Raw genomic sequence first — 20,384 nt, 5'->3', positions numbered from 1 at the left:
CCTTTATAACCACATCGGGGAATACCTAACTATCACCCTTGCGCCATTCGTTGAAAACGCAAGGTCATTTCTTCCCGTTTGCAGTTTAGGGAACGCCCACAGATCCACGGATCCGAAAGCGTTGCCCCCTTCCTTTGTTATTTTCCCGGTCTTCCCGTTAATCACAATCGTTTCGCCATTCATCAGGCTTTCAATAGTGTACGGTTCCCCGTTTAGTGTTATCTTATAGTTTGTCAGATCCGCTTTTGCTGTCACTTCAATGATGCAAGGTGTGTCCCTGCTTCCCTCTGCATACAGCTTTCCTTCCAGTTTCTGATCAAATAACGCTTCCGCTTCGTCGTCAAAAAAGAATCCATCAAATTCTAATGTCAGAATTCTTTTTTCCTTTTCAAGCGTTTTTTCGTAATCATCGCCAGTCAGAAACCCTTTATATTTTCCTTTGAATCCTCTGATTTCTTCCATAATGCAGGACGACCTGAAATTCTGCATAAAAGATGACATTGTTCTTTCCAGTGTCGCCCTGTTCTTTCCCCTGAAGTATATGGTCATTGTCATAGAACCCAGCGGAATATCTGTGTCGTACTCTGTCGGAAGAAGTGTTTTTGACATCATTTCATAGTTTGCCGTCATCTTCGGGGGCTTTGTTTCTGCCGTCAGCAATGTCGCCCCGTATCTTCTGACGTCAATCCCGTTTATGATCATGCTTTACCTCCTCCGTTTTATTTCATTTGTGAATTTTTCTTCCACTTTTGAATATACTTTCGTTGCCACGACTTCGCCGTCCATTGTTACATAGACATATACCGTTGTTCCTGTCATAATTGCATCCAGCTTTTTATCCAGCATGTCGCCCAGTCTGTCATAGAACTGTTTCAATGGAAGGATGGCTTCTGCTCCCGCTTCTCCTCCTGCCAGCAATGTGTCGCCTGCTGCCCCGAATGCGGTCGGTTTTGTCATAATACCGCCGTTCTTATACCAGCTAATGCTGAAATGTGGAACTGATGGCGGATTCAAACTGAATGATCCGCTGATAGACGGATGCGGCAGTTTCAAATGCGGCAGTGACCAGCTGAAGTTGAATTTTGATCGGATCGCGCTGATCGCATTTCCTACCGCAGTTTTTGCTGCATTGATCGGTGTTGTGATCGCTGTCTTGATTGCGTTCCATGTTGAAGACGTTGCTGATTTCACGCTATTCCATACAGAACTTATCGTTGACTTAATCCCGTTAATCGCAGATGTCACTGCTGACTTTGCGGCATTGATCGGTGTTGTCACCGCAGTCTTCACTGCATTCCATGCCGTCGATGTTCCTGTTTTGATCGCGTTCCAGATTGTTGTCACTGTTGTCTTTACTGCATTGAATACAGTCTGCACCGTCGTTTTGATCGCATTTACGGCAGTCTGCACTGCCGTTTTGATCGCATTCCACACTGTTGTGATGACTGTTTTTATTCCATTCATTACAGGCGTGATCACGCTGTCTTTCATGAAATTCCATGCCGTCTGTACTGCGGACTTTATTGCATTTATCACTGTCGTGAATGTTGTTTTGATGGTATTCCATACCGTCGTGATCGTTGTGCTGATCGCATTCATCACTGGTGTGATCACATTATCCTTCATGAAATTCCATGCCGTCTGTACCGCAGACTTTATTGCATTTATCACCGTTGTGAATGTCGTCTGAATCGCATTCCATACCGTCGTGATCGTTGTGCTGATCGCATTCATCACTGGCGTGATGATATTATCTTTCACAAAATTGATTGCTGTCTGTACCGCACTTTTGATTGTTTCCCATACGCTTATGATCGTATCTCGACAATTTTCCCAGATAAACCGGAACGGTACGGTTATCAATTCAAATGCGGCTTTGATAACTTCCACTATGAACATGATCGCAACCTGAACCACATTCTTTATTGTTTCCCACACATTAGACACGACATCTTTTACAGCATTAAAGATTGTGCTGATTGTATCGTGTACGGTCGTGCAGAACGCCGTCACGTTTGTAACAATTCCATTCCACACCGTTGTGCAGAATGTTGAAATCCCATTCCAGATTCCTTCAAAAAACGAAGATATTCCGTTCCAGATTCCTTCAAAAAAGGTTTTCACTCCATTCCAGACAGTTTCCCAGTTAGTTCCAAACCATCCAAGAAAAACATCCGCTACGCCTTTGACTGCTCCGATTATTGTTGAAAAATATTCTTTCAGACCATCCCAGACGCTTGAAAAAATTCCTTTTACAGCTTCCCACGCACCAGACCAGTCGCCACTGAATACAGCAGAAAATACATCCCATATTCCAAGAATGACATTGAAAGCTGTTTGTAATGCGATTGCAATCGTATTGAAAGCAGCTTCCAACACTGGTGCAAGTAAATTACAGAATCCGTCCCAGATTGTTTTTATTGCTGACGTCACATCACTGAATGTAATTCCCAACGCTGACAGTCTTTCACTGATTCCTGCCGCAAATGTCGTGAAGGCATCTTTGATCTTCTGCCAGATCGCCGTGATCGTATTTCTGAAATCTTCATTCGTATTCCATAAGTGAATAATAACCGCCGTAATTGCTGCAATCGCTCCCACTACAATCGCCGCTGGTGATGTAATCAATCCCAGTGCTTTCGTGAATACCCCTGAAAATCCGCCTGCTTTTACAAGCCCGGCTGACAGCGTTCCAAGTGCGCGTGATACATTTGCGCTGAATATGATCACTTTTCCCAATCCTATCAGCATCGGTGCAAGTGCTGCCACAAACATTCCGATGCGAAGAATTGTTTCTTTTTGTCCTTCGTCCATTGCATTCAGCTTGTCCACAAAGTTCTGAATATGTGTCACAATATCACGGATTTTTGGCATCAGAATTTCCCCGAAGCTGATAGCAAGTTCCTGAAGCTGCGACATCAGGATCGTGATCTGTCCCTGAAGATTGTCGTTCATTGTGTTTGCCATCTTTTCAGATGATCCGTCACAGTTGTCGATCGCTCCTGCCAGCTTTTCAAAATCTTTATCTGATCCGTTTATAATCGCCAGCATTCCGGACATTGCATCCTTTCCGAACAATGCCGCTGCTGCCTGTGCCTGTTCCGCTTCTGACAGTCCGCCCAGTTTCTGACGCAACTGTTCCATCAATTCACGCAACGAAAGCATCTTACCGGAACTATCTGTCAATGATATTCCATACTTATCCATCGCAGCCGCAACAGTATCTGTTGGTTTTGCAAGGTTTGTGATGGCTCCTCGCAAAGACGTTCCCGCCTGACTTGACTTGATACCTGCATTCGCCATCAAACCGATCGCAAGTGCAGCATCTTCTGCTGTGTATCCTAACGATCCAAGAACCGGGGCTGCGTATTTAAACGTTTCCCCCATCATCGACACATTGGTATTTGCATTCGATGATGCTGCCGCCAAAATATCAGAAAAATGACTGGAATCTTTTGCCGAAAGTCCGAAGGCGGTCAGGGCATCTGTTACGATGTCAGATGTCGATGCAAGATCTTCACCTGATGCTGCCGCAAGATTCATGATGCCCTCCAAGCCGTCCATCATGTCCTGCGTCTTCCATCCAGCCATCGCCATATACTGCATACCCTGTGCAGCTTCTGATGCGCTGAACTTTGTTTTCGCGCCCATTTCACGGGCTTTTCCTCGCAGTTTATCAAGATCCGTTCCTGTTGCTCCGGAAATCGCTGATACTTTCGACATTTCACTGTCAAAATCTGCTGTCGTCTTAACAGCCGCAACTCCAAGTCCTGCGATACTGGTCGATAACGGAAGAAGTTTCTGCCCTACACTCGTTAATGTGCCGCCAACCTTTTCTGCTTTTGCTGCATATCCGTCAAACGGCGCGCGCGCAAGTTCTGCGTTCACATTTTTCAGTTCCGCTTCCATTTCAGTCAGCGCAGCTTTCGACTGATTCACTGCCGCTTCCTGCTTCGTGATCGCTGTTTCTGTTTTTGTGATCTGGCTTTCACTGGTGGACAGCTGTGAAGACAGTTTTTCATATTCCGCCTTCAGCTTCTGTGTTTCTTCGCTGTCTTCGCCTGTCGCTTTCGCACTATCTTCATATGCTTTTTTTGCTGCTTCAACCTTTGTCTTCAGCTGATCGTGCGCTGTTTTTTGCAGTTCCAACTTCTGTTTTAAGTTGTCATACTGCTGTCCATTCTGCTGCACGATCCCCTTTTGAACATCTATCTTCGATGTCAGTTCGGTCACTCTTGCACGCAGGGCGTCCTGCGCGGATCCGCTTAACTTTGCTTGTGCCGCAGCCAGCGAATGCTGTGCCGTCAGGTTTTTCATTTCTGCTGCTGCCTGACGCATCGCCTGCTGATACTGCGACGTTTCTGCCCTAATCTCAATTAAGGTTTTAGCCATGTTTCGCGTTCCTTTCTTTACTTCTCATCGACCGTCCTAATCTCGAATGCCGCATGATCCAAAAGGCTCATGATGTCCGCTTCCATGCACTGCTGATATGAGTTTTTCATAAGATTGATACAGATCTTCACTATCCGATCCACATTTTCCCTGCATATCTTCCACAGGTTTTCGCCCGGATCTTCATCGTTGTATCCATTTTCTTCGTCATATTCGTCGAAAGCAGATTTTTCTTTCTGTATCTTTTCAGGATGTTCTGGATTAAGATCCAGAAATTTCTTCGTGATCACATCCTGCATCATGAAATGGATTTCTTTCACAGCTGACAATACATCTTCCGGATCTGCTTCTTCCACCTCCCGCTGCCTTGCTCCGAATACTACCATTAAGATCTTCGTATTCGCTTCAAAAGCATCCCTGATCGAATCACTGTCATTCCGTTCCATGATTTCCGTATATCTGCGATACATTTCCACTGAAATCGTCGTGCAGACATATTCTTTGTGTCCACACGGCAGAATCAGTTCCGGCATCACTTGCCATTTGTAAAATTTTTCGCGAAGTCTTCCGTTCTTTTATCAACCTTTTCACCCACTGATACATCCATCAGTGCAAATTCCATCACGATCGAATCCGGTGTCATTCCGGTTTCAGCATCCAGCATGTCATCTGTTGTGAACTGGTTTCCGTACATTTCAACAATAACGTCCATCATATCCATGAACTGCTGTCTTGTGTACAACGCCTGTTTCGCTTCTGTGTCCATAATGCTGTCGCGCACTTCCAGATAGTGCAAATATGCCATCGTGGACATCTTCTGCGGCATCGTATATTCTTTGTTGCCGATGATAATTGATCTTTTCTTTGTTTTAGCTGCTGCCATTTCTTTTCCCTCCTGTTTTATGCTGCATCCGGTTTTTCCTGAACTTTTGAAAACCAGTCTTTGATCGCTGCCGCTGCTTCTGTATGTTCCGCAAGAAGATTGCTTTCATCAACGCTGCATTCATATCTTCCATCCATCTGACGGGCATAAAAATCGCCCTTCAATGTTGCTGTCTGCGTTGTTTTTGTTTCCCCTTCTGTTTCGTAATTATCTTCAAATCCCTGACCGAATCTTCCACAGTACAGCCATTTGAATTCATACTTGCCATTCAGCTTCTTCGCACGCCATCCAAGCGCAAGTTCCGGTGCTTTGTCATCCTTCGTCTTAATCAGGAAGCCTTTTTCATACAGATGCCCGAACACCTGCGACTTATCCTGCGGTGCCAAACTGTTCACTTCCAGTTCCACGCTTGTCCCTTTATATGACATGTTTACATCTTCAACCGAATCATCACTGTAAATTTTTTCAGTTTCAAATTCATCGCTGATCTTTCCCGTGATCGCGCGTGCCAGCTTTGACGGTGTTTCTGCCGTGTATTCTGTTTCTGTATTCGTTGTAACTTTTGCGATATGAATATCTCTGAACGATACAGTCCTGCTTCGCACGATCTTTTCTTTTTCTCCTGCCATGTTTATTCCTCCGTTTCCTCTGCTTCTTTCAAAATTAAAAATCGCATCGCATTGATAAAGATCCCCGTATCTGTTTCAGTCTGATCATTTCCTTCCTGAAATAGAAATCCGTTTTTCTTCATCAGTCTTTTTATTCTTTTCACAAGCGTCTGCTGATCGCTCCGCGACCAGATATTCACTTGTATGCTTGCTGCTTCAATTTCACATTCATCATCTGAATGTGCATCTTCTGTGTCTCGTAGCTTCCACAGTGTCACATGAAGCCGTTTCAGGCTTTCGTCATACCATCCTTGCTGTACGATTGTTCCTTCATCCGAAATCGGCTTCAATGCTTCCGCTGCCAATCCAATAACATCCACTGTTTTATCCTCCCAGTTTTTCGTTTAATGCTTTCTGGTACTCTTGATCAGCTATCATGTGATATTCACTTTCACACTCCGATTTCGTATTGTTCAGGAAGTCCCGCGGCGGCATTTTCGATGTCCCCCACTCCACAAACTTCATGTAAAACCAGTTTTGCGCGTCGCCATTCAATTCCCATCCGACTTCGCCTTTTTTGGTCGTTACCTTCTTAGGAATGTTGTCCCGCGCATGTCCCGGCGGTCTGTATCCATTCCGTCCTGACTTCGAATTGTCAGCAGATCTTGCCATGTGTGCCTTCATCTTCGGTTCTGTAATATCGGCGGATCTCTGAAATATTTTTTTATTGATCGCTCCGATTTCAGCACTTGACGACAGGGCTTCCACACCACGCTGTACTTCCTCAAATCCTTCAAATCGGAACGATATTTCCATCTCTATTTCCTCCTGTCAGTCGTGTCTGTTGGCTTTCAGTTGCACATACTGCCTGTCATTTTGTTTGAAATCCGTTGCATAAATGTCATATCTGTCGCCTTCAAATTCGATCAAGAAATCTTTTGCATGTACTTTAATCTCTTTTATACGTCTGCAATATCTCACTTCAAATACGATTGCATTTTCCAGCCTGACATCCAGTGCTTCGTACAATTCCTGCCCGTAAAGGTTTCTGATCTCACACCATGCTTCATAAAACAGTGTCGGTTCTTTTTCCTGCTGCCGTCCGTTTTCCAGACTTTTGTTTCGCTTATAAAATTTGATCCTTGCTGTTGCCATGCTATCCCCTTAACGTTTCTTTCAGCATCATTGACTGAATCGCGTACCTGATGCGTTCCGTTGAATCAGATGTGATTTTCCCGTTGTTGTACATTCGATCCCTGTGATCGTATAATTCCTTCACATACGAACAGATCAGTATTTTCTGCCTATTTGTTGGCTTTTCCGGATCGAATGACGGAATCAGTTCCTTCATTTCGTCGATGACAGCATCATGCATTAGTTCGATCATGCTGTCATCGTCTGTATAATCGACGCGCAGATACTGCTTCAATTCCTTTAGGCTCATATCATCACGCCCCTTTTGTGTTAGCCAGCCACAGCAACGCTGATTTCGCCTTTAACAACCGCAGTTTCATCAACGGACTGAACGTCAAATCTGTCACGAACCTTGATTCCCGTCAGATCCTTCGCCCACAGATCTCCCGCTTCAGTAGAAAGTTCGATCGTCATTTTCTCGCGGTCGAACAGGGTAACAGCTTCCTTCAGATCTCCCATGTATACCGGATATTTGTAACCAGTCACATCGTTTTTGTCAGATCCCGATCCGCCTTTTAATACATTTGTGCTTTTCAGCGTCTTATTGCTCACAACCTTTACCGGATACTTGCCAAAAAGAAGTGTCTTTGTTGCATCTGTCGGATCCGGCTGCATGATGTACTTGCCATCCTTATCCTTCAGCTTGTCCATGTAGTTAAAGCCATCCTGATTCGTCAATACAATAGAACTTACTGCAATCGCCGGATCCAGCTTCACGTTGAATACATCTTTGAAATCATCAAAAGTCGCAACCGCAACTTCTTTTCCTTTTGTGATTGTGTTAATCACATTCAGAATTGCAGCATTTCTTGTCGCTCTTGACTTCTTTGCGATCCACTTATTCAGATATGCAAGGATATTCGTAGTAGTGTCCTGAAGCAGTTCGCGTGTTGTCTTCAGAATTCCGCCCTTTTTCTTGATTGCATACTTGATCTGTTTCAGGTTCGGTGTTTCTTCCTCTCCGAATTCTCCACCTTCATCCACGTCGCCCCAAGGTGTACTGTCTGCATCAACTTCGATCACACGGGATCCACTCATTGTCGCTACCTTTTCGACATTGACGTACTGTTCCAGATCGTTTTCTGTACGGCGCAGTTCAATGATGTCTGTGCTTACATCCTCCGGAACCGTAAAACCTCCATCCTCGTCTACGCCTTCCTTCATCATGTTTTTGAAGCTGTCCATGATCTCCTGATCTTCTTCCGGCATAGCACGTTTACGAAGACCACATACGATCCTGTTTACAAACGCTTTGCACACCTGCGCTTTGCTGTACTTTTTAGACTTCTGACCATCTTCAATTTCCTTCACCTTCCCATTGTGCAAAGAATCCTTGATACCATCGTCATCGTCTTCTTCCATTTCCATCAGCATGTCGAATTCTTCCTGCATCTCACGAAGTTCCGCCATCTGATCCTTCATTTCCTGTGTTTTTCCCTGCCCCTGAAGACCTCTGATCGCATTTTTCTTGTCATTGATCTTCTTCAGCAATGCCCTTGCTGCTTTGCTCATTCTGTTTTCCTCCTTAGATTCCGAAAAGTTCCATTTCATCGATGATTGCTTCTTCTTCGGCTGTAATCTTCGCCGTCACATCATCTGCGCTTTGTGTTTTAATGCCTTCTGGTGCTTTTTTGAAATTCTCCATCATCCAGCCAACACAGGCGGCGACCGCTGGACGTTCTTCGATCTGCACATCGAAGATTTCCTTTGCTTCCTCTGCCGTCATCCATGTTTCGGCATTGATCAGATCTGTGACTTGTTCTTCTGTCACGCCTTCTTTCACTCGTCCCATATATATGTCCGTGATGCTTTTCTGACATTTATCCAGTTCACTGATCAGCCGCTGAAAATCATCCGCATTTCCATATGCCCATGACAGCGGTTTGTGAATCATGATCTGCGCTCCCGATGACATTACAATCGAATCACAAGCCATCAGGATCACGGATGCGATCGACGCAGCCATTCCGTCCACGATGCCTGTTTTATGTCCGGTATGCCGTGATAAAATGCTGTGAATCGCTATCCCGGCAAATACGTCACCACCGCCACTGTTGATGTACACCGTCAGTTCAGCCCCCGGTTCAATCTGATTCATAAAATCCGATATATCCTGCGGGCATGTATCTTCATCGCACCATGCTTCCCATGTTGAAGAAACAATGTCACCGTATATATACAGGTCTGCTGCATTATTCGATACATTTCTGAATTCCATAAATCCAGTATTTTCAATCTTCTTTGTTTTTGGATTTCTCCGTGAAAAATTGAATTTATTCTTCATCGTTTTCCCCTCCTTCCTGCGATTCTTTTTCATCAGGTTCTGTTCCGGTCGTGTCTGCCTGATCTCCTTCTTCCAGATCCTTCTGCGTTTTCTGATCCGTTTCCGGCTGTATAGGAAGCACGCTTTGCTGCTGTGCATTTCCCGCTTTTTCGTACTGTTTTCCAACTTCTGTGATCGGAATATAATTTCCGTTCACGATCAGCTGATCACCGCCTTCTGCATCCATCAGATCCAGTTTTCGTCGGCATTCATTCACTTTTTGAATTCCATTCTGGACACCTGTTGCGAAAATCTCCATCTGTGTCTTGCTGTCAGTTCTTAGCAGAACTTTTTCATTCAGTTTGTAATATTTTCCTTCGCTGAAGGCTTCTTCATCTGTCAATAACTTATAATTGACCTCTTCTTCGTACTGCTTTAATACAAAAAGCATCGTGTCTGTTAGGAATGACAACTGCTGCATTTCGCTGTTGCTGTACGAAGATTTTGTGTAATCATTGATCTGATTCGGCTTGATTCCGAATGCAGCTGCGATCTGAAGTGCTGAATATTTCTTTAGTTCGATGAACTGACTGTCCGAAAGTTTAATATCCAGTGGCGTCAGCTTCATCCCAAGCGGAACCGGAATGATTTTTCCTGCATTTTTTGCGCCTGATCCGAATTCTTCAAATGCCTGCACCAGTTTTTCTTTTAAATCTTTGTTCAGATCTCCTGTGTATTCCAGTGTTGCTTTCCCAGTCAGTCCGCTTTCATATAAGCTGTTCAGATAGTCCTGTGATGCCGCTGCGCCCTCCACAGTCGTCTTCAATATCGCCTGCACAGGAAGCCCCGTAATACCATCCAAGCTGTGTGATGTCTTGAAATGCAGAACTTCATCTGTCCCGAACACATATTGCTGCCCGCTGTATTTATCGTTGTAGACATACCAGATCTTTCCTCTTCCTCCGAAGTATCCTTCATCATCCACTACAATCTGCACGCAGTTCGACGGCATAATCCACAAGTCCATGACTTTGTATTCTCCGCCGTATTTTTTTCTTTTGAACTTCGACCTGACATATACATACGCATTTCCGAAGTGATTTCGGTTCATTTCCACGGCATTCCAGAAAGCTGTGGGCGTCATAAACGGATTCGGTCTGTTTTTCAGCAGTTTCGCAACATCCGACAGTTCTGGTTCAATGATCCCTTTTTCAGTTTTTTGATAATATTTCCACGGTATTTTTGCCAGCGTTTCAGACATCATTTTCAAACATGTGAAGTACGTTACTTCCGCCATCACATCCTTGTTTTTTCTTTTCACACCAAGCCATTCAAGAAATGATTCTTCCTTCATCGCTGGTGATGTTTCCACGGTGAAGTTCATTTTTTTTGCAATCCATCCTTTGAACTTCTGCCATACATTCAACCCGCATCACCCCCTCGCCTGTTTTTTCTTACTTGCTTCATATAGTTTCAGCCATTCTTCGACCGATTCTGCTGTATTCTGTTTCACTTCGCCTTTCATTGCAGCTGTCCATGCGTCAATGATCGCATCTATCACGTCGATTCGTTCTGTCTGATACTCTTTGTCGATCTTGATTTCTCCGAAACTGTTGGAAGTTGTCTTTGCATTCGCGATCGACCATTTGATCATCGCGTTTCCATCGTGTTCCACATTTCCTGATTCAATTTCAAGTCTGAAGTCAACCGTTGCATCATTCAGTGCTTTTGCTGACTGTGTTACAGCCACGCTGTCGAATCCCAACGCTTCCAGATCCGTCAAGAAAGCTGACGCATTATGCGGATCGTAAAGAATAAATTGCACATCCAGTTCATAATCGGTGATGATTTTTTCCAAGTAGGTTAAAATATACCGATAGTCAGTTTTTACCCCGCCCATCGTTTCTGTTACCGTCACAAGTCCGTCGCGGATCCATAAGTCATATTCCGTCCGGTCTGTTTTGATATGTTCTTCAACCCTTCTTTTCGGTATGAAACTGTGTGCATGAACAAAATATTTTCTGACATCATCTTTCAAGAACGGAAATACGATCGCCAGTGATGTCAAATCTCCACCAGCAGAAAGATCCAGCCCCACATAGCACTTCTGTCCCCGAAAATCCTCTAGTGTCTTCTTTGTCGCGCCATTTTGCCACAATTCCATGTCTTTCAGATAGACATCATTCGTCCATTGAATCCACATGTTCAGCTGTTTCACAATGAAATCGCGCAAACTGGATCCGCCCATTTCTTTCGCTGTTTCAGCAATCGGAATCATGTTTTCAAGTGCTTCCAGATCATATTGCAGGATCGGATTCGCCTTGATCCAGTTCTTCGGCGTCCACATGTCGTCTGTTTCATCCATTTGTGCGATGTATATGAACTGTGAATCATTGTGTGCAATGCCTTTCAGCACCTTCACGCAATATTCATACAATGCATAACATGGTGACTTCAGATCGAACCCTGCTGTCGTGATCACACTGATCAGCGCAGATTTCATCTTCTTGATTCCGCCTTCCAGAAGTTTGTACATCTGGTCGTTTTTGTGTGCATGGTATTCATCGACAATTCCAAGATACGGGCGGAATCCGTCGATTGACTTCGTATCTCCTGAAAGCGCCTTTATTTTGCTATGTGTCAGTAAACAATCTATTGTGCTGTTGTGTTCGTGTACGTTGAAACACTCATCCAGATCATGATCCGACCGGATAAACTTCACAATTTCATTGAATACGATCAGCGACTGATCTTTTTTCGTTGCTGTGCAGTATATCTGACCGTATTTGTACTTCTCAAAATTTCCGTAATATGCAGCCAGAATTCCATTCAGAAAAGATTTACCGTTCTGTCTTCCAAGTTGCACATATGATGTTCGGAATCTTCTGTGTCCGCCTGTTTTTGTCCGCCATCCGTTCAGATTTCCGAGAATAAAACACTGGAATGCGTAACATTCGACCTGTTCTTCCTCTTCGCCTTCTGCAATGGTCAATGTTTCAGCGAATTCAATGATTCTTTCCGCCTGCTCCACATCAAAATAGTATTTATATGGCGCAGCCTTTGACTTTTCGATGTCGTCCAGATGACGCTTGCAGGCAAGTTTTACCAGATCCCCGGCAATTATTTTTCCCGCAAGGACATCCGCAGCGTACTGTGTCGTTCTGTCCTGCATCGCATCATCACGCAAACTTGTCTTTAAATTTGTTTGTCTTCGGTGCTTCCGGTGCTTTTGGAATAATCAGGCGGCATCTTGACGATACTGTCAGTCCAAAATCTGCTGCACCCTGTCGGCACTGTTTGAAATACCTGTCCTGAATGATCGCCAGACGTTCCACCTGACTGTTCACAACCTCATGTTCTGCCATGATCGGATAGCCTTCTGCATCTTTTTTCCCTGTGTCGTATGCCACAGTTACCATCAGTGGCTGCTTTGCGATCGTTTCTGTCACTTCTCTGTATTTCTCCTGCGCGATCACTAACCGCGCCAGTGCTTCCACGTCCAAGTTTGAAATCAGGTCGATCGCCCGCAGTTCTTTCACCGTTTTTCTGAATGCCTTTTTCTGCGTAGCTGTCAGGTATGACGGCGGCGTCACTCTGTCCGACGGTGCTTTCACTTCCGTCCGTTCTCTTTCTGCGATCTCTGCCTTTGTCAGATGTTTCTTTCCTTTTGCTTGTACCAGCGCGATCGGCTGTCGTTGTCCTGCCATTATATCGACCTCCTTTCCCGCTGCTTTTCCTTGCGGATTGTGTCAGAATCTGACACATGACCGTTTGCCCTTATATCTGAAATTTCCGTGGGGAGTTTTCTCCACAGAATAGAGGGGGCGCGACTAATCCAGCCCGGTCAAAACTTTTTCGATACCCCCTACCCCTTTCCAGTGCTGGCGGATAATGTTCCGTAGCAGCTCCTGTGTCTGTCTTTTCGTTGCTTCATCCTTCTTGTACAGCGCACTGATGATCCCGTGGTTTCCATTGCTTAACGGGAATAGATTTTCCACGTTCAAACGTTGCGTCCAGTCTTCTTCTATCTCTGTGATGTGGTGTACCATGTCAGCCACAACGATCTTGTGTTGAACATAGTACGCATACATGTCTAAGCTGTCATATAAAGACAATGCAAACGCCCGTACTTTGCGCCATTCCGCCGACACATAAAAAGCTGCTGCTTTCTTATTTCTCCGGCGCAGATTGTATTCCATGTGCCTTGACACCTTGTCGCTTTCCTTTGCTTCACAGTCCGGACACAAGCGTAATTCCTGCGGTATCAATGTCCCGCATTTACATCTGTGTAATAGCACTATGCACCACCTTCTTTCGTGCTATATACACACCGCACGCAGGCATCTTTACGGATGCCCGTTGCAGTGTTCAGAAGGGCGTGGAAATGGCAATAAAAAAGCGACTGCACATTTCTGTACAATCGCTTCTTGCAACTTTCCACGCTATCAGTTTACATCTTTCATCCCACCATTAAAACCCCAGCTTTTCCCCAACTTTTCCCCAAAAAGAAAAGCAAAAAGGATTTCTTTTTAATATTTTTCAACGCCATCTATCCCGAATAACTTCACTGACATTTTCCTGATCAATTCTTTTGACCATCTGGACGGTGTGTTCTTTCCGCAGTTCTGGATGTCTGCAATCTCTTCATACGATACCCCGTCAATATAATGCATCTTAAAGGCATCGTATTTGTATATCATTTCCTTCGTTTCATATTCTGCCCGCAGTTCTTCCATTGCTCTGTCAATATTCGCAATCATCATTGCCGTCTTCATTTTTGACCTGCGAACACTTCCGAGATGTGCGCCTTCTCCTCTGAATACATCATACTGTTCTTCCTTCAGTTCTTCTTCCTCCGATACTGCACTTTCAATGTGTCTTTTCATTTCGATGTATTCTTCCATCAGCATCCGTGTGTTGTGCAGCACCTGCTGCCTGCGGATTTGTCTTTCCGCTTCCAGTGCTGTCTGCACCACCTTCTTCACGAAGGTTTCTTCATTCTTTTCCTTTTCCTGCTCCATATTTGCCACACCATCCTTCCTTTATTATCCTTTTGTCGTCTTCTTTTTCGGCGGTCTATACTGCTGCCGTTTTGGTCGTTTTACCATCGGAATCCCTCGCCTTCTGCGCTCATTGTTTGACATCCGGCTTTTCTCCTCATAATATCGCCGCCATAATTCTCTTTTTCTGATCTGTGTTTCTGTCATCGTATTATTTTCATGTATACGCCTGAAAACCTCTGATATTTTGTCAGCTACCTGCCGTATATTTTCCATCATTTCCGTAAACGCCATATTCAGCTTCACGGCTGCATCACTGATCATTTTCAATGTTTCTGCTGCCTTATCTGGCGACAGATTCCATTCTGCTTCCGTTTTTCTGATCACTTTTTCCACTTCCTCCGGTTCAACCTGCATTTTAGCCGCAATATAAAATTTTCTGTCTTCATATGCCGGAAGATCTTCGATTTTTCGGATTTCTGCATCTTCTGTTTCCCTTTTTTCTTCCGGTAGTGGAATATCATTTATAGGAATTACCGTTTCCGGCTTCTGGTCTTTTTCTTCGACCTGAATTCCGCCTTTTTTGTATTTTTTCATTCCGATCTTCATTTTTGTTTCTTCGATCGCCTGTCCCACTTTTCTAAACGCTTCTTTCAGCCCCATATCGTCACATCCTTCCTTTTTGCTTAATTGAAAGGCAATTCTTCGTCGATGCCTTCCGGTATATTCATAAATCCATCGTTTTCCGTCTGATCCGGTTTTTGATGTCCTCCTGCTCCGCTGGATCCCTCTGCTGCCGCTTTGCTTTCTGCGAATTCGATGTCTTCCGCAATCACTTCCGTCGTGTATACTTTGATATTGTCTTTATTTGTGTAGCTTCCTGTCTGGATCCGCCCGGTCAACACAATCTTCGTTCCCTGATGCACATACTTTTCCACAAATTCCGCACTTTTCCCAAAAGCAACACAAGAAGGAAAGTCAGCATCTTGCTGACCTTCCTGTTTTCTTCCCCTTCGATCGACCGCAAGCGTAAATCTTGCAATCGCCATCAGATCCTGCCCCTGTGTGTATCTCACCTGTGGATCCCGTGTTAAACGTCCCATCAAAATCACTTTGTTCATGTTTTTCTTCCTCCTGCTTTATGTATCCCACTGGAATTAGTATTCTTTTTTCTCCTTTGTCTTCAACGTCGTATACTTCCCCTGTTGCAAGTACAATCTGTGTTTTTCTCATTCTCACCTTTCTAACAGCCTTTCGGTCATCTGTTCATACAGCTTCTTGAATATATCTCTTTCCGCCCTTGTCTTGATCAGTTCTTCATTTGTTTCCGTCTGGACTTTCGTTTCCGTCTTTTTCTCCTCTGCTTTTTTCTCTTCTTTCTGATCAGTGACAACTGTTTTGTCCTTTGTCGCCCCCCCCGCATCGCCTAAACCGATCGAGATCATCAGCCCTATGTCGATGTTCTGCATCTCCTGCGCTGTACACACTCCGATGTATTTTCCAATGCGTTCCACAGCGACTGTATGGATCTGTTCGCATAAAACAGTGCTGACGCGCCCTGTTGATCGGATCGTGCAATGTGTCGGAAGTTCATTCTTCGGCTGCGTTGTCAAATATACAACTTCCAGTGTCTGACTATTTTTATTGTTTTTATCATTGCTGACAATTACGCCCGGTCTGTCTGCCTGCTGTTCGCTTCCTGTGTTGTATCCTCCCCGGCTTATATAATAGATTTCTCCTCTTTTTACATCATCTTTCGGAAGTGTTGTTATCTGCATCTTTCCTTTCTCCTTTCCTGTCCATATCTTTAATGCCCTGACTGATTGCCTTTGCTGCAATTATGATCAGACCTGCAAGAATCACTGCTGCCAGTATCATCACAAGCCAGATCAGCAACGATCCTGTTGCATTTATCATTCTTTCGATGTTCATCTGCATCATGATCCGATTTCCTCCTTGTATTGTTCCTTCAGCATAATCATTCTTTCTTCCTGCTGTTTCTTGATCTTTTCAATCTTTGTGATCAGACGCTGGATCGTCTGCGCCCGACTTCGGATCTGTCTATGCAGTTTGATCTGTCGTTCCACCTGCTGCCGTTTCTGAATCAAGAACTGCATTTCATGATCTACAATCAGCACTGTGTATTTCTTCCCGCATTCCTGACAGGTAAAATACTGTTCTGTCACGTTGAATCCTTCCGCCTGTCTTGCGATGATCCTTGTTTTCACATTTATGTGTTCAATTACAGATCCGCAGACGTCGCAAACAACTTCTGCTCCGTTTCTGTACGCTTCTTCATTGAATTTCTTTTCCATGTCGTTCTCCTTTCCTATGTCGCAGGCATCAGGACATCTTGACCGTTTTCCTGATCCGGTTGCGCGTGTGCGGGCATCACCCCGCACATATGCGCCATCATTGCAGCGATCGCTGTGTCAAATTCCGGTTCCAGCTTTTCATACTGATCATCCGGCATCGTTTTCCATAGCTGCGTCTGAATTTCTCTAATTCCGATCATAGCGTTCATCAGTCTATCCTGTGTCAACAACTTCTTTGCGCTGTATGTCTTCAATTCCGGTTTTATAAATTTATCTTTATCTGCCATCAGTCTTCATCCCCCAAGTCAATCAATCCCAGTGCTTCCGCATCGTAAACATCCATGATCCCGATGACAGCATATCCTTCAATGATCGCACTGGATGTCTGCGCATCATCGGCGCATGTAATGCACACACGCATCTGTTCACCTGTTGATCTTCCATCGCGGAATGCAAGCAGTGTCAAAATGTCCTTTTCTCTGTATCCCGCCTGATCCTCTTTTACAATCATGTGACGGATCTTTCCTTCTTTGATGTCTTTGAACAGTTCCGCCGACACCCGCATCATTCGCGCTTTCTTTTCATCCGAAGGCAGGTTCTTCATCTTTTCTTCCTGCTCCATTTCAGTCAGCTTTTTCGCCGTTTCCCTGTCGATTGCCGCCTGTTCCTCGTCATATCGCTGTTCCGGCGTCTTTTCAGCTTCCGCCTTATCAACATAACGATCACAGTCCTGACATGTCCCTGTTTTCACGTTGCATTCTGAATATCGCTGGCATGAATAGCAAAGTGATGTGATGCTTTCCGGATGTGCCTGCTGCCATTCTTCTTCCTGCTCCTCTTCTGCTTCCTCTTGCTCCCATTCCTCCGGATCTTCCGGCAAATTCATCTGCCCCGGAATTTCTGCTTTCTCTGCTGCTTCTTCGATCTCTTTCTTTGCCTGTTTCACTTCTTTTAATGACAGCCCGCCTTCTTTGTACTTTTCCAGCAGTTCCATCTGCTTATCCTCTGCCATTCCGCTAATTTCATATGCTGCTGAAAATGTCAAGCGACCTTCTTTCAGTTCTGCTGAAAATTCCGGAATCAAATGTTTGTTAATGCTTTCGATCTGTGCAATCTTCGTTCCAGTCATATTCATGATCGAAGCAATCACATCACGCAGACGTCCGCTGTCCAGTTTGTACCCCTGAAGCGTCAATCCATTATCCTTCATGTACTGAAGTGATTCCTTCAGGCGTTTTTCCTCTTCCAACATGTCCGCGATCGTCTTGTCACGATACGCATTCGCAATGATCAGCTGTACCATTTCTTCGTTCTCTTCAGCTGCGCTTTTGATCTGGCATGTCGCCGTTTCAAAATCTTCATATCCCTTTTCCAGTAACAAATTCAATGCACGCCATCTTCTTTCCCCGGCGATGATCTTATATTCTCCGCGTTCACACGGCGCATATGCCACTGTCATATTCTCCATCAGACCAACCGCCAAGATCTCCTGTGCCAGCTGTTCAATTCCCGGCATCGAATAAAAATTCCTGTCATTGCTGTAAATCTTCCGGATGCTAATGTCCCGTGTCCGGAATCTTGCTTTCGGTTTCTCTTCTGCTGCTGCCTTGCTGTTTTTATTTAAGGCATCCATTACGCTCCATCCTGCTGCCATGTTTATTCCTCCTCTGTTTTCATCGTGATCGTTATCTGTTCCAGCACCTTCCGGCTTGCGTTCTTCACATCCGCATGTGAATCACTTCTGTCTTTTTCTATGTACTTCTGAATCAAACGCTTTGTCTTCTCCGGATCCAGAATGATCCTAAACTTCGCAATCGCTTCATCGAACCTTTTCTGTATCTGTTTATCTGTCATATTGCTATCATCAATTTCACGAAAGATCGGTTCTGCTTCTGTTTCGTCGATCTGATCAATAATGTCCGTGATCTCCTCTTGCAGATCCTGCATTCTCTTTTTCAGTTCGTCCGCCTGCTTTGCTCTGTCCTGAAGCTGGTTAAATGTCTTCAGGCTGATCGTTACCTGTCCATCAATGTCCATGCCTATCCCTCCATATCTTTCAGCAGTTCTGTCACAACATTCCGATAGTCCTGTGTGACAATACAATTTTTAGAAAACTTCGGAAGCGGCACACGTTGCATTGTCGCTTTTTCTGCAATGATGGATCTTCTAACAGCCGTCACGAAGCAATCCTGTCCAGATGATTCTTTCAGCCATGCTTCCACCTGAAGGCTTGTCTGGTTCTTCTGTCGCATAGTCATTAAAATCTTCATGCGGATCCGGTCATTCAGGCTTCGCAGATCTTCCAGCTGTTCATCCATATTCGCAATCGCTTCAATTTCAAATCCGCCGATCTTAACCGGAAGGATCACAAGATCCGTCGCCACCAGAACATTCGTCACGGTCATATCCAGCAGCAACCCGCAATCAACCACACAATAATCATATACATCCTGCACTTCCAGCATTGCAGCCGCAAAGCGAAGGATCTGATCTTCTTTTTCGTTCAGTAGCAGATTCATGTTAGTCCGCATTAAATATCCATTTGCTGTGATGATGTCAATATTGTGATACGGTGTTGTCTGGATCAGGTCTGTTGTCTTGTAAGATCCTCCAACGCTTCTGTGCCTTTCTAACAATTCAGACATCCCGATCCCTTCCGGTTTGTATCTGTCATACAGCATTGATACATTGCCCTGCTGATCCGCATCGACCAGCAGCACCTTCTTCCCCTGTTCTTCTCCCAGCAGGTAAGCGATCGAAGCCGCCGTCATTGTTTTGCCGATCCCGCCCTTCTGGTTCATAATTGCGATTGTTTTCATGATGTGTACCTCCTATTTCACAATTTTGAATTTTTTCCTGTTTCTTTTTGCCTGTTCCTCCGTGATGATATATTCATCGCATTCCTGTTTCCATTTATCCGGATTCTTCGTATCTCCGTCATACCATCTGCACCACTCGCAGGCATCGCAAAATATCTTTGCTTCCCCTGCCGTTTTATCTTCGCTGTATAAATTGTTCGCGCAGTGATTGCAGATGCAGCCGCCGCAAGGAAAAGCATAATCACTTCGCTTCATAGTATTCGTTATACTGGCAACGCTTGCACTTCCGATCCAGCGTTCCGTCATCCGGATTTCTGCACCCGGTACATTCTCCGCGGCTGCTGATCACTGCTTCCTTGAATCCGAATTTTTTCTGCCTTTGTGCCAGTTCGCAGTTCTTCAGTGCTTTCCTTGCCTGTTTTGATCTTTCTTCTACTCTTTGAAAATAATACATTTCACTTTCCCGTTCTTTCTGACCATCAAGTTCTGTTCTGACATTGTATCTTCTCTGTTTCCAGTATCAATTTTCTTCAGGTTGATATATTCTTGCAGCACCCGGATCGCTTCTTCTGCCCCATAACAAACTGTGCAGTAATGTCCTGCTGCCGCCAGTGCCTTCAGCATCTTCTTCTGGCTGTCTTCCAGTCTTCCGGCGTCGTATTTCATTTCAATATACAAACCGCTGTACATCCCCATCGGAACCGGAAGACATAGATCCGGAATTCCAGCTTTCACGCCCATCCGTTTCAACTTCACTGCTTCCGCTTTGTTGCGGCTCCCCCCATTCGGACAATGATGCAGCAGTTCCAGTTCCGGATGCGCGTTTTGATTCCATCGCGCCCAGTCCATGACGCTCATCTGCTCTGTATCCTCGCTTCTTCTTGCATATCTTCGATTCACTCTTCTTCCT

Annotated in this window: 28 protein-coding genes; all 28 read right to left on the bottom strand. The window is 44.8% G+C overall.

Annotated features, from left to right (window positions below):
* Positions 1–3 precede the first annotated feature (3 nt).
* Entirely contained in the window at positions 4–702 is a 699-nt protein-coding gene (locus NKF87_RS04895; RefSeq protein WP_253584096.1) for a phage distal tail protein, read from the bottom strand.
* A 3-nt stretch (positions 703–705) separates the two neighbouring features.
* On the bottom strand, positions 706–4,392 hold the full coding sequence (locus NKF87_RS04890; RefSeq protein ID WP_253584094.1) for a phage tail tape measure protein: 3,687 nt from the start codon (positions 4,390–4,392) through the stop codon (positions 706–708).
* Between the two features lie 17 nt (positions 4,393–4,409).
* Positions 4,410–4,925, bottom strand: a complete 516-nt coding sequence (locus tag NKF87_RS04885; RefSeq protein WP_173903035.1) for a hypothetical protein — start codon at positions 4,923–4,925, stop codon at positions 4,410–4,412.
* The gene (gene gpG, locus NKF87_RS04880) at positions 4,925–5,275 is read right to left on the bottom strand and encodes a phage tail assembly chaperone G (RefSeq protein WP_253584092.1); all 351 of its coding nucleotides are present in this window, start codon (positions 5,273–5,275) and stop codon (positions 4,925–4,927) included. The genes NKF87_RS04885 and gpG overlap by 1 nt, the downstream gene beginning before the upstream one ends.
* A gap of 17 nt (positions 5,276–5,292) precedes the next feature.
* Positions 5,293–5,904 carry a major tail protein gene (locus NKF87_RS04875; protein WP_005422847.1) on the bottom strand — a complete coding sequence of 204 codons (612 nt, stop codon included), beginning with the start codon at positions 5,902–5,904 and terminating at the stop codon, positions 5,293–5,295.
* A 2-nt stretch (positions 5,905–5,906) separates the two neighbouring features.
* Positions 5,907–6,263, bottom strand: coding sequence for a hypothetical protein (locus tag NKF87_RS04870; protein WP_044925009.1), 357 nt, complete (start codon positions 6,261–6,263; stop codon positions 5,907–5,909).
* A 4-nt stretch (positions 6,264–6,267) separates the two neighbouring features.
* Positions 6,268–6,699: an HK97-gp10 family putative phage morphogenesis protein gene (locus NKF87_RS04865; protein WP_005422849.1), complete on the bottom strand. Its 432-nt coding sequence runs from the start codon at positions 6,697–6,699 to the stop codon at positions 6,268–6,270.
* A 15-nt stretch (positions 6,700–6,714) separates the two neighbouring features.
* The gene (locus NKF87_RS04860) at positions 6,715–7,038 is read right to left on the bottom strand and encodes a phage head closure protein (RefSeq protein WP_005422850.1); all 324 of its coding nucleotides are present in this window, start codon (positions 7,036–7,038) and stop codon (positions 6,715–6,717) included.
* A 1-nt stretch (position 7,039) separates the two neighbouring features.
* Positions 7,040–7,327, bottom strand: a complete 288-nt coding sequence (locus tag NKF87_RS04855; protein WP_005422851.1) for a head-tail connector protein — start codon at positions 7,325–7,327, stop codon at positions 7,040–7,042.
* A 20-nt stretch (positions 7,328–7,347) separates the two neighbouring features.
* Positions 7,348–8,589 carry a phage major capsid protein gene (locus NKF87_RS04850; RefSeq protein WP_253584090.1) on the bottom strand — a complete coding sequence of 414 codons (1,242 nt, stop codon included), beginning with the start codon at positions 8,587–8,589 and terminating at the stop codon, positions 7,348–7,350.
* A gap of 13 nt (positions 8,590–8,602) precedes the next feature.
* A complete protein-coding gene (locus tag NKF87_RS04845) occupies positions 8,603–9,361 on the bottom strand; it encodes a head maturation protease, ClpP-related (RefSeq protein WP_253584088.1) in 759 nt (252 codons plus the stop codon).
* A complete protein-coding gene (locus tag NKF87_RS04840; RefSeq protein ID WP_418884114.1) occupies positions 9,351–10,724 on the bottom strand; it encodes a phage portal protein in 1,374 nt (457 codons plus the stop codon). Before NKF87_RS04840 ends, NKF87_RS04845 begins: the two co-directional genes overlap by 11 nt.
* 48 nt (positions 10,725–10,772) lie before the next feature.
* The gene (locus tag NKF87_RS04835; protein ID WP_253584084.1) at positions 10,773–12,512 is read right to left on the bottom strand and encodes a terminase large subunit; all 1,740 of its coding nucleotides are present in this window, start codon (positions 12,510–12,512) and stop codon (positions 10,773–10,775) included.
* Between the two features lie 7 nt (positions 12,513–12,519).
* The gene (locus tag NKF87_RS04830) at positions 12,520–13,047 is read right to left on the bottom strand and encodes a phage terminase small subunit P27 family (protein ID WP_253584082.1); all 528 of its coding nucleotides are present in this window, start codon (positions 13,045–13,047) and stop codon (positions 12,520–12,522) included.
* Between the two features lie 123 nt (positions 13,048–13,170).
* Positions 13,171–13,638: a hypothetical protein gene (locus NKF87_RS04825; protein ID WP_253584080.1), complete on the bottom strand. Its 468-nt coding sequence runs from the start codon at positions 13,636–13,638 to the stop codon at positions 13,171–13,173.
* Between the two features lie 231 nt (positions 13,639–13,869).
* Positions 13,870–14,370: a hypothetical protein gene (locus tag NKF87_RS04820; protein ID WP_055218475.1), complete on the bottom strand. Its 501-nt coding sequence runs from the start codon at positions 14,368–14,370 to the stop codon at positions 13,870–13,872.
* Positions 14,371–14,385: 15 nt separating this feature from the next.
* On the bottom strand, positions 14,386–15,003 hold the full coding sequence (locus tag NKF87_RS04815; protein WP_253584078.1) for a hypothetical protein: 618 nt from the start codon (positions 15,001–15,003) through the stop codon (positions 14,386–14,388).
* A gap of 23 nt (positions 15,004–15,026) precedes the next feature.
* Entirely contained in the window at positions 15,027–15,461 is a 435-nt protein-coding gene (locus NKF87_RS04810) for a single-stranded DNA-binding protein (protein ID WP_253584076.1), read from the bottom strand.
* A 114-nt stretch (positions 15,462–15,575) separates the two neighbouring features.
* Positions 15,576–16,118: a type II toxin-antitoxin system PemK/MazF family toxin gene (locus tag NKF87_RS04805; RefSeq protein ID WP_253584074.1), complete on the bottom strand. Its 543-nt coding sequence runs from the start codon at positions 16,116–16,118 to the stop codon at positions 15,576–15,578.
* Positions 16,090–16,281 carry a hypothetical protein gene (locus NKF87_RS04800; protein ID WP_005422874.1) on the bottom strand — a complete coding sequence of 64 codons (192 nt, stop codon included), beginning with the start codon at positions 16,279–16,281 and terminating at the stop codon, positions 16,090–16,092. Before NKF87_RS04800 ends, NKF87_RS04805 begins: the two co-directional genes overlap by 29 nt.
* Positions 16,278–16,655, bottom strand: coding sequence for a hypothetical protein (locus NKF87_RS04795; RefSeq protein WP_055218469.1), 378 nt, complete (start codon positions 16,653–16,655; stop codon positions 16,278–16,280). The genes NKF87_RS04800 and NKF87_RS04795 overlap by 4 nt, the downstream gene beginning before the upstream one ends.
* Positions 16,656–16,669: 14 nt before the next feature.
* Positions 16,670–16,942 carry a hypothetical protein gene (locus tag NKF87_RS04790; RefSeq protein ID WP_055218467.1) on the bottom strand — a complete coding sequence of 91 codons (273 nt, stop codon included), beginning with the start codon at positions 16,940–16,942 and terminating at the stop codon, positions 16,670–16,672.
* Positions 16,942–18,309: a ParB/RepB/Spo0J family partition protein gene (locus NKF87_RS04785; protein WP_242856395.1), complete on the bottom strand. Its 1,368-nt coding sequence runs from the start codon at positions 18,307–18,309 to the stop codon at positions 16,942–16,944. Before NKF87_RS04785 ends, NKF87_RS04790 begins: the two co-directional genes overlap by 1 nt.
* Before the next feature lie 2 nt (positions 18,310–18,311).
* Complete coding sequence (locus NKF87_RS04780; RefSeq protein ID WP_055218465.1) at positions 18,312–18,692, bottom strand: hypothetical protein; 381 nt, start codon at positions 18,690–18,692, stop codon at positions 18,312–18,314.
* A 2-nt stretch (positions 18,693–18,694) separates the two neighbouring features.
* Positions 18,695–19,474 carry a ParA family protein gene (locus NKF87_RS04775; RefSeq protein ID WP_055218464.1) on the bottom strand — a complete coding sequence of 260 codons (780 nt, stop codon included), beginning with the start codon at positions 19,472–19,474 and terminating at the stop codon, positions 18,695–18,697.
* Between the two features lie 12 nt (positions 19,475–19,486).
* The gene (locus tag NKF87_RS04770) at positions 19,487–19,780 is read right to left on the bottom strand and encodes a hypothetical protein (protein WP_226861596.1); all 294 of its coding nucleotides are present in this window, start codon (positions 19,778–19,780) and stop codon (positions 19,487–19,489) included.
* Complete coding sequence (locus tag NKF87_RS04765; protein ID WP_005422884.1) at positions 19,716–19,928, bottom strand: hypothetical protein; 213 nt, start codon at positions 19,926–19,928, stop codon at positions 19,716–19,718. Before NKF87_RS04765 ends, NKF87_RS04770 begins: the two co-directional genes overlap by 65 nt.
* Positions 19,907–20,374 carry a VRR-NUC domain-containing protein gene (locus NKF87_RS04760; RefSeq protein WP_253584072.1) on the bottom strand — a complete coding sequence of 156 codons (468 nt, stop codon included), beginning with the start codon at positions 20,372–20,374 and terminating at the stop codon, positions 19,907–19,909. Before NKF87_RS04760 ends, NKF87_RS04765 begins: the two co-directional genes overlap by 22 nt.
* Between the last annotated feature and the right edge of the window lie 10 nt (positions 20,375–20,384).

It is taken from the genome of Dorea longicatena (genome assembly GCF_024168045.1).
Lineage (GTDB): Bacteria > Bacillota > Clostridia > Lachnospirales > Lachnospiraceae > Dorea_A.
The sequence above is the reverse complement of the archived record's forward strand: the minus strand, read 5'-3'. Positions and strand labels throughout refer to the sequence as shown.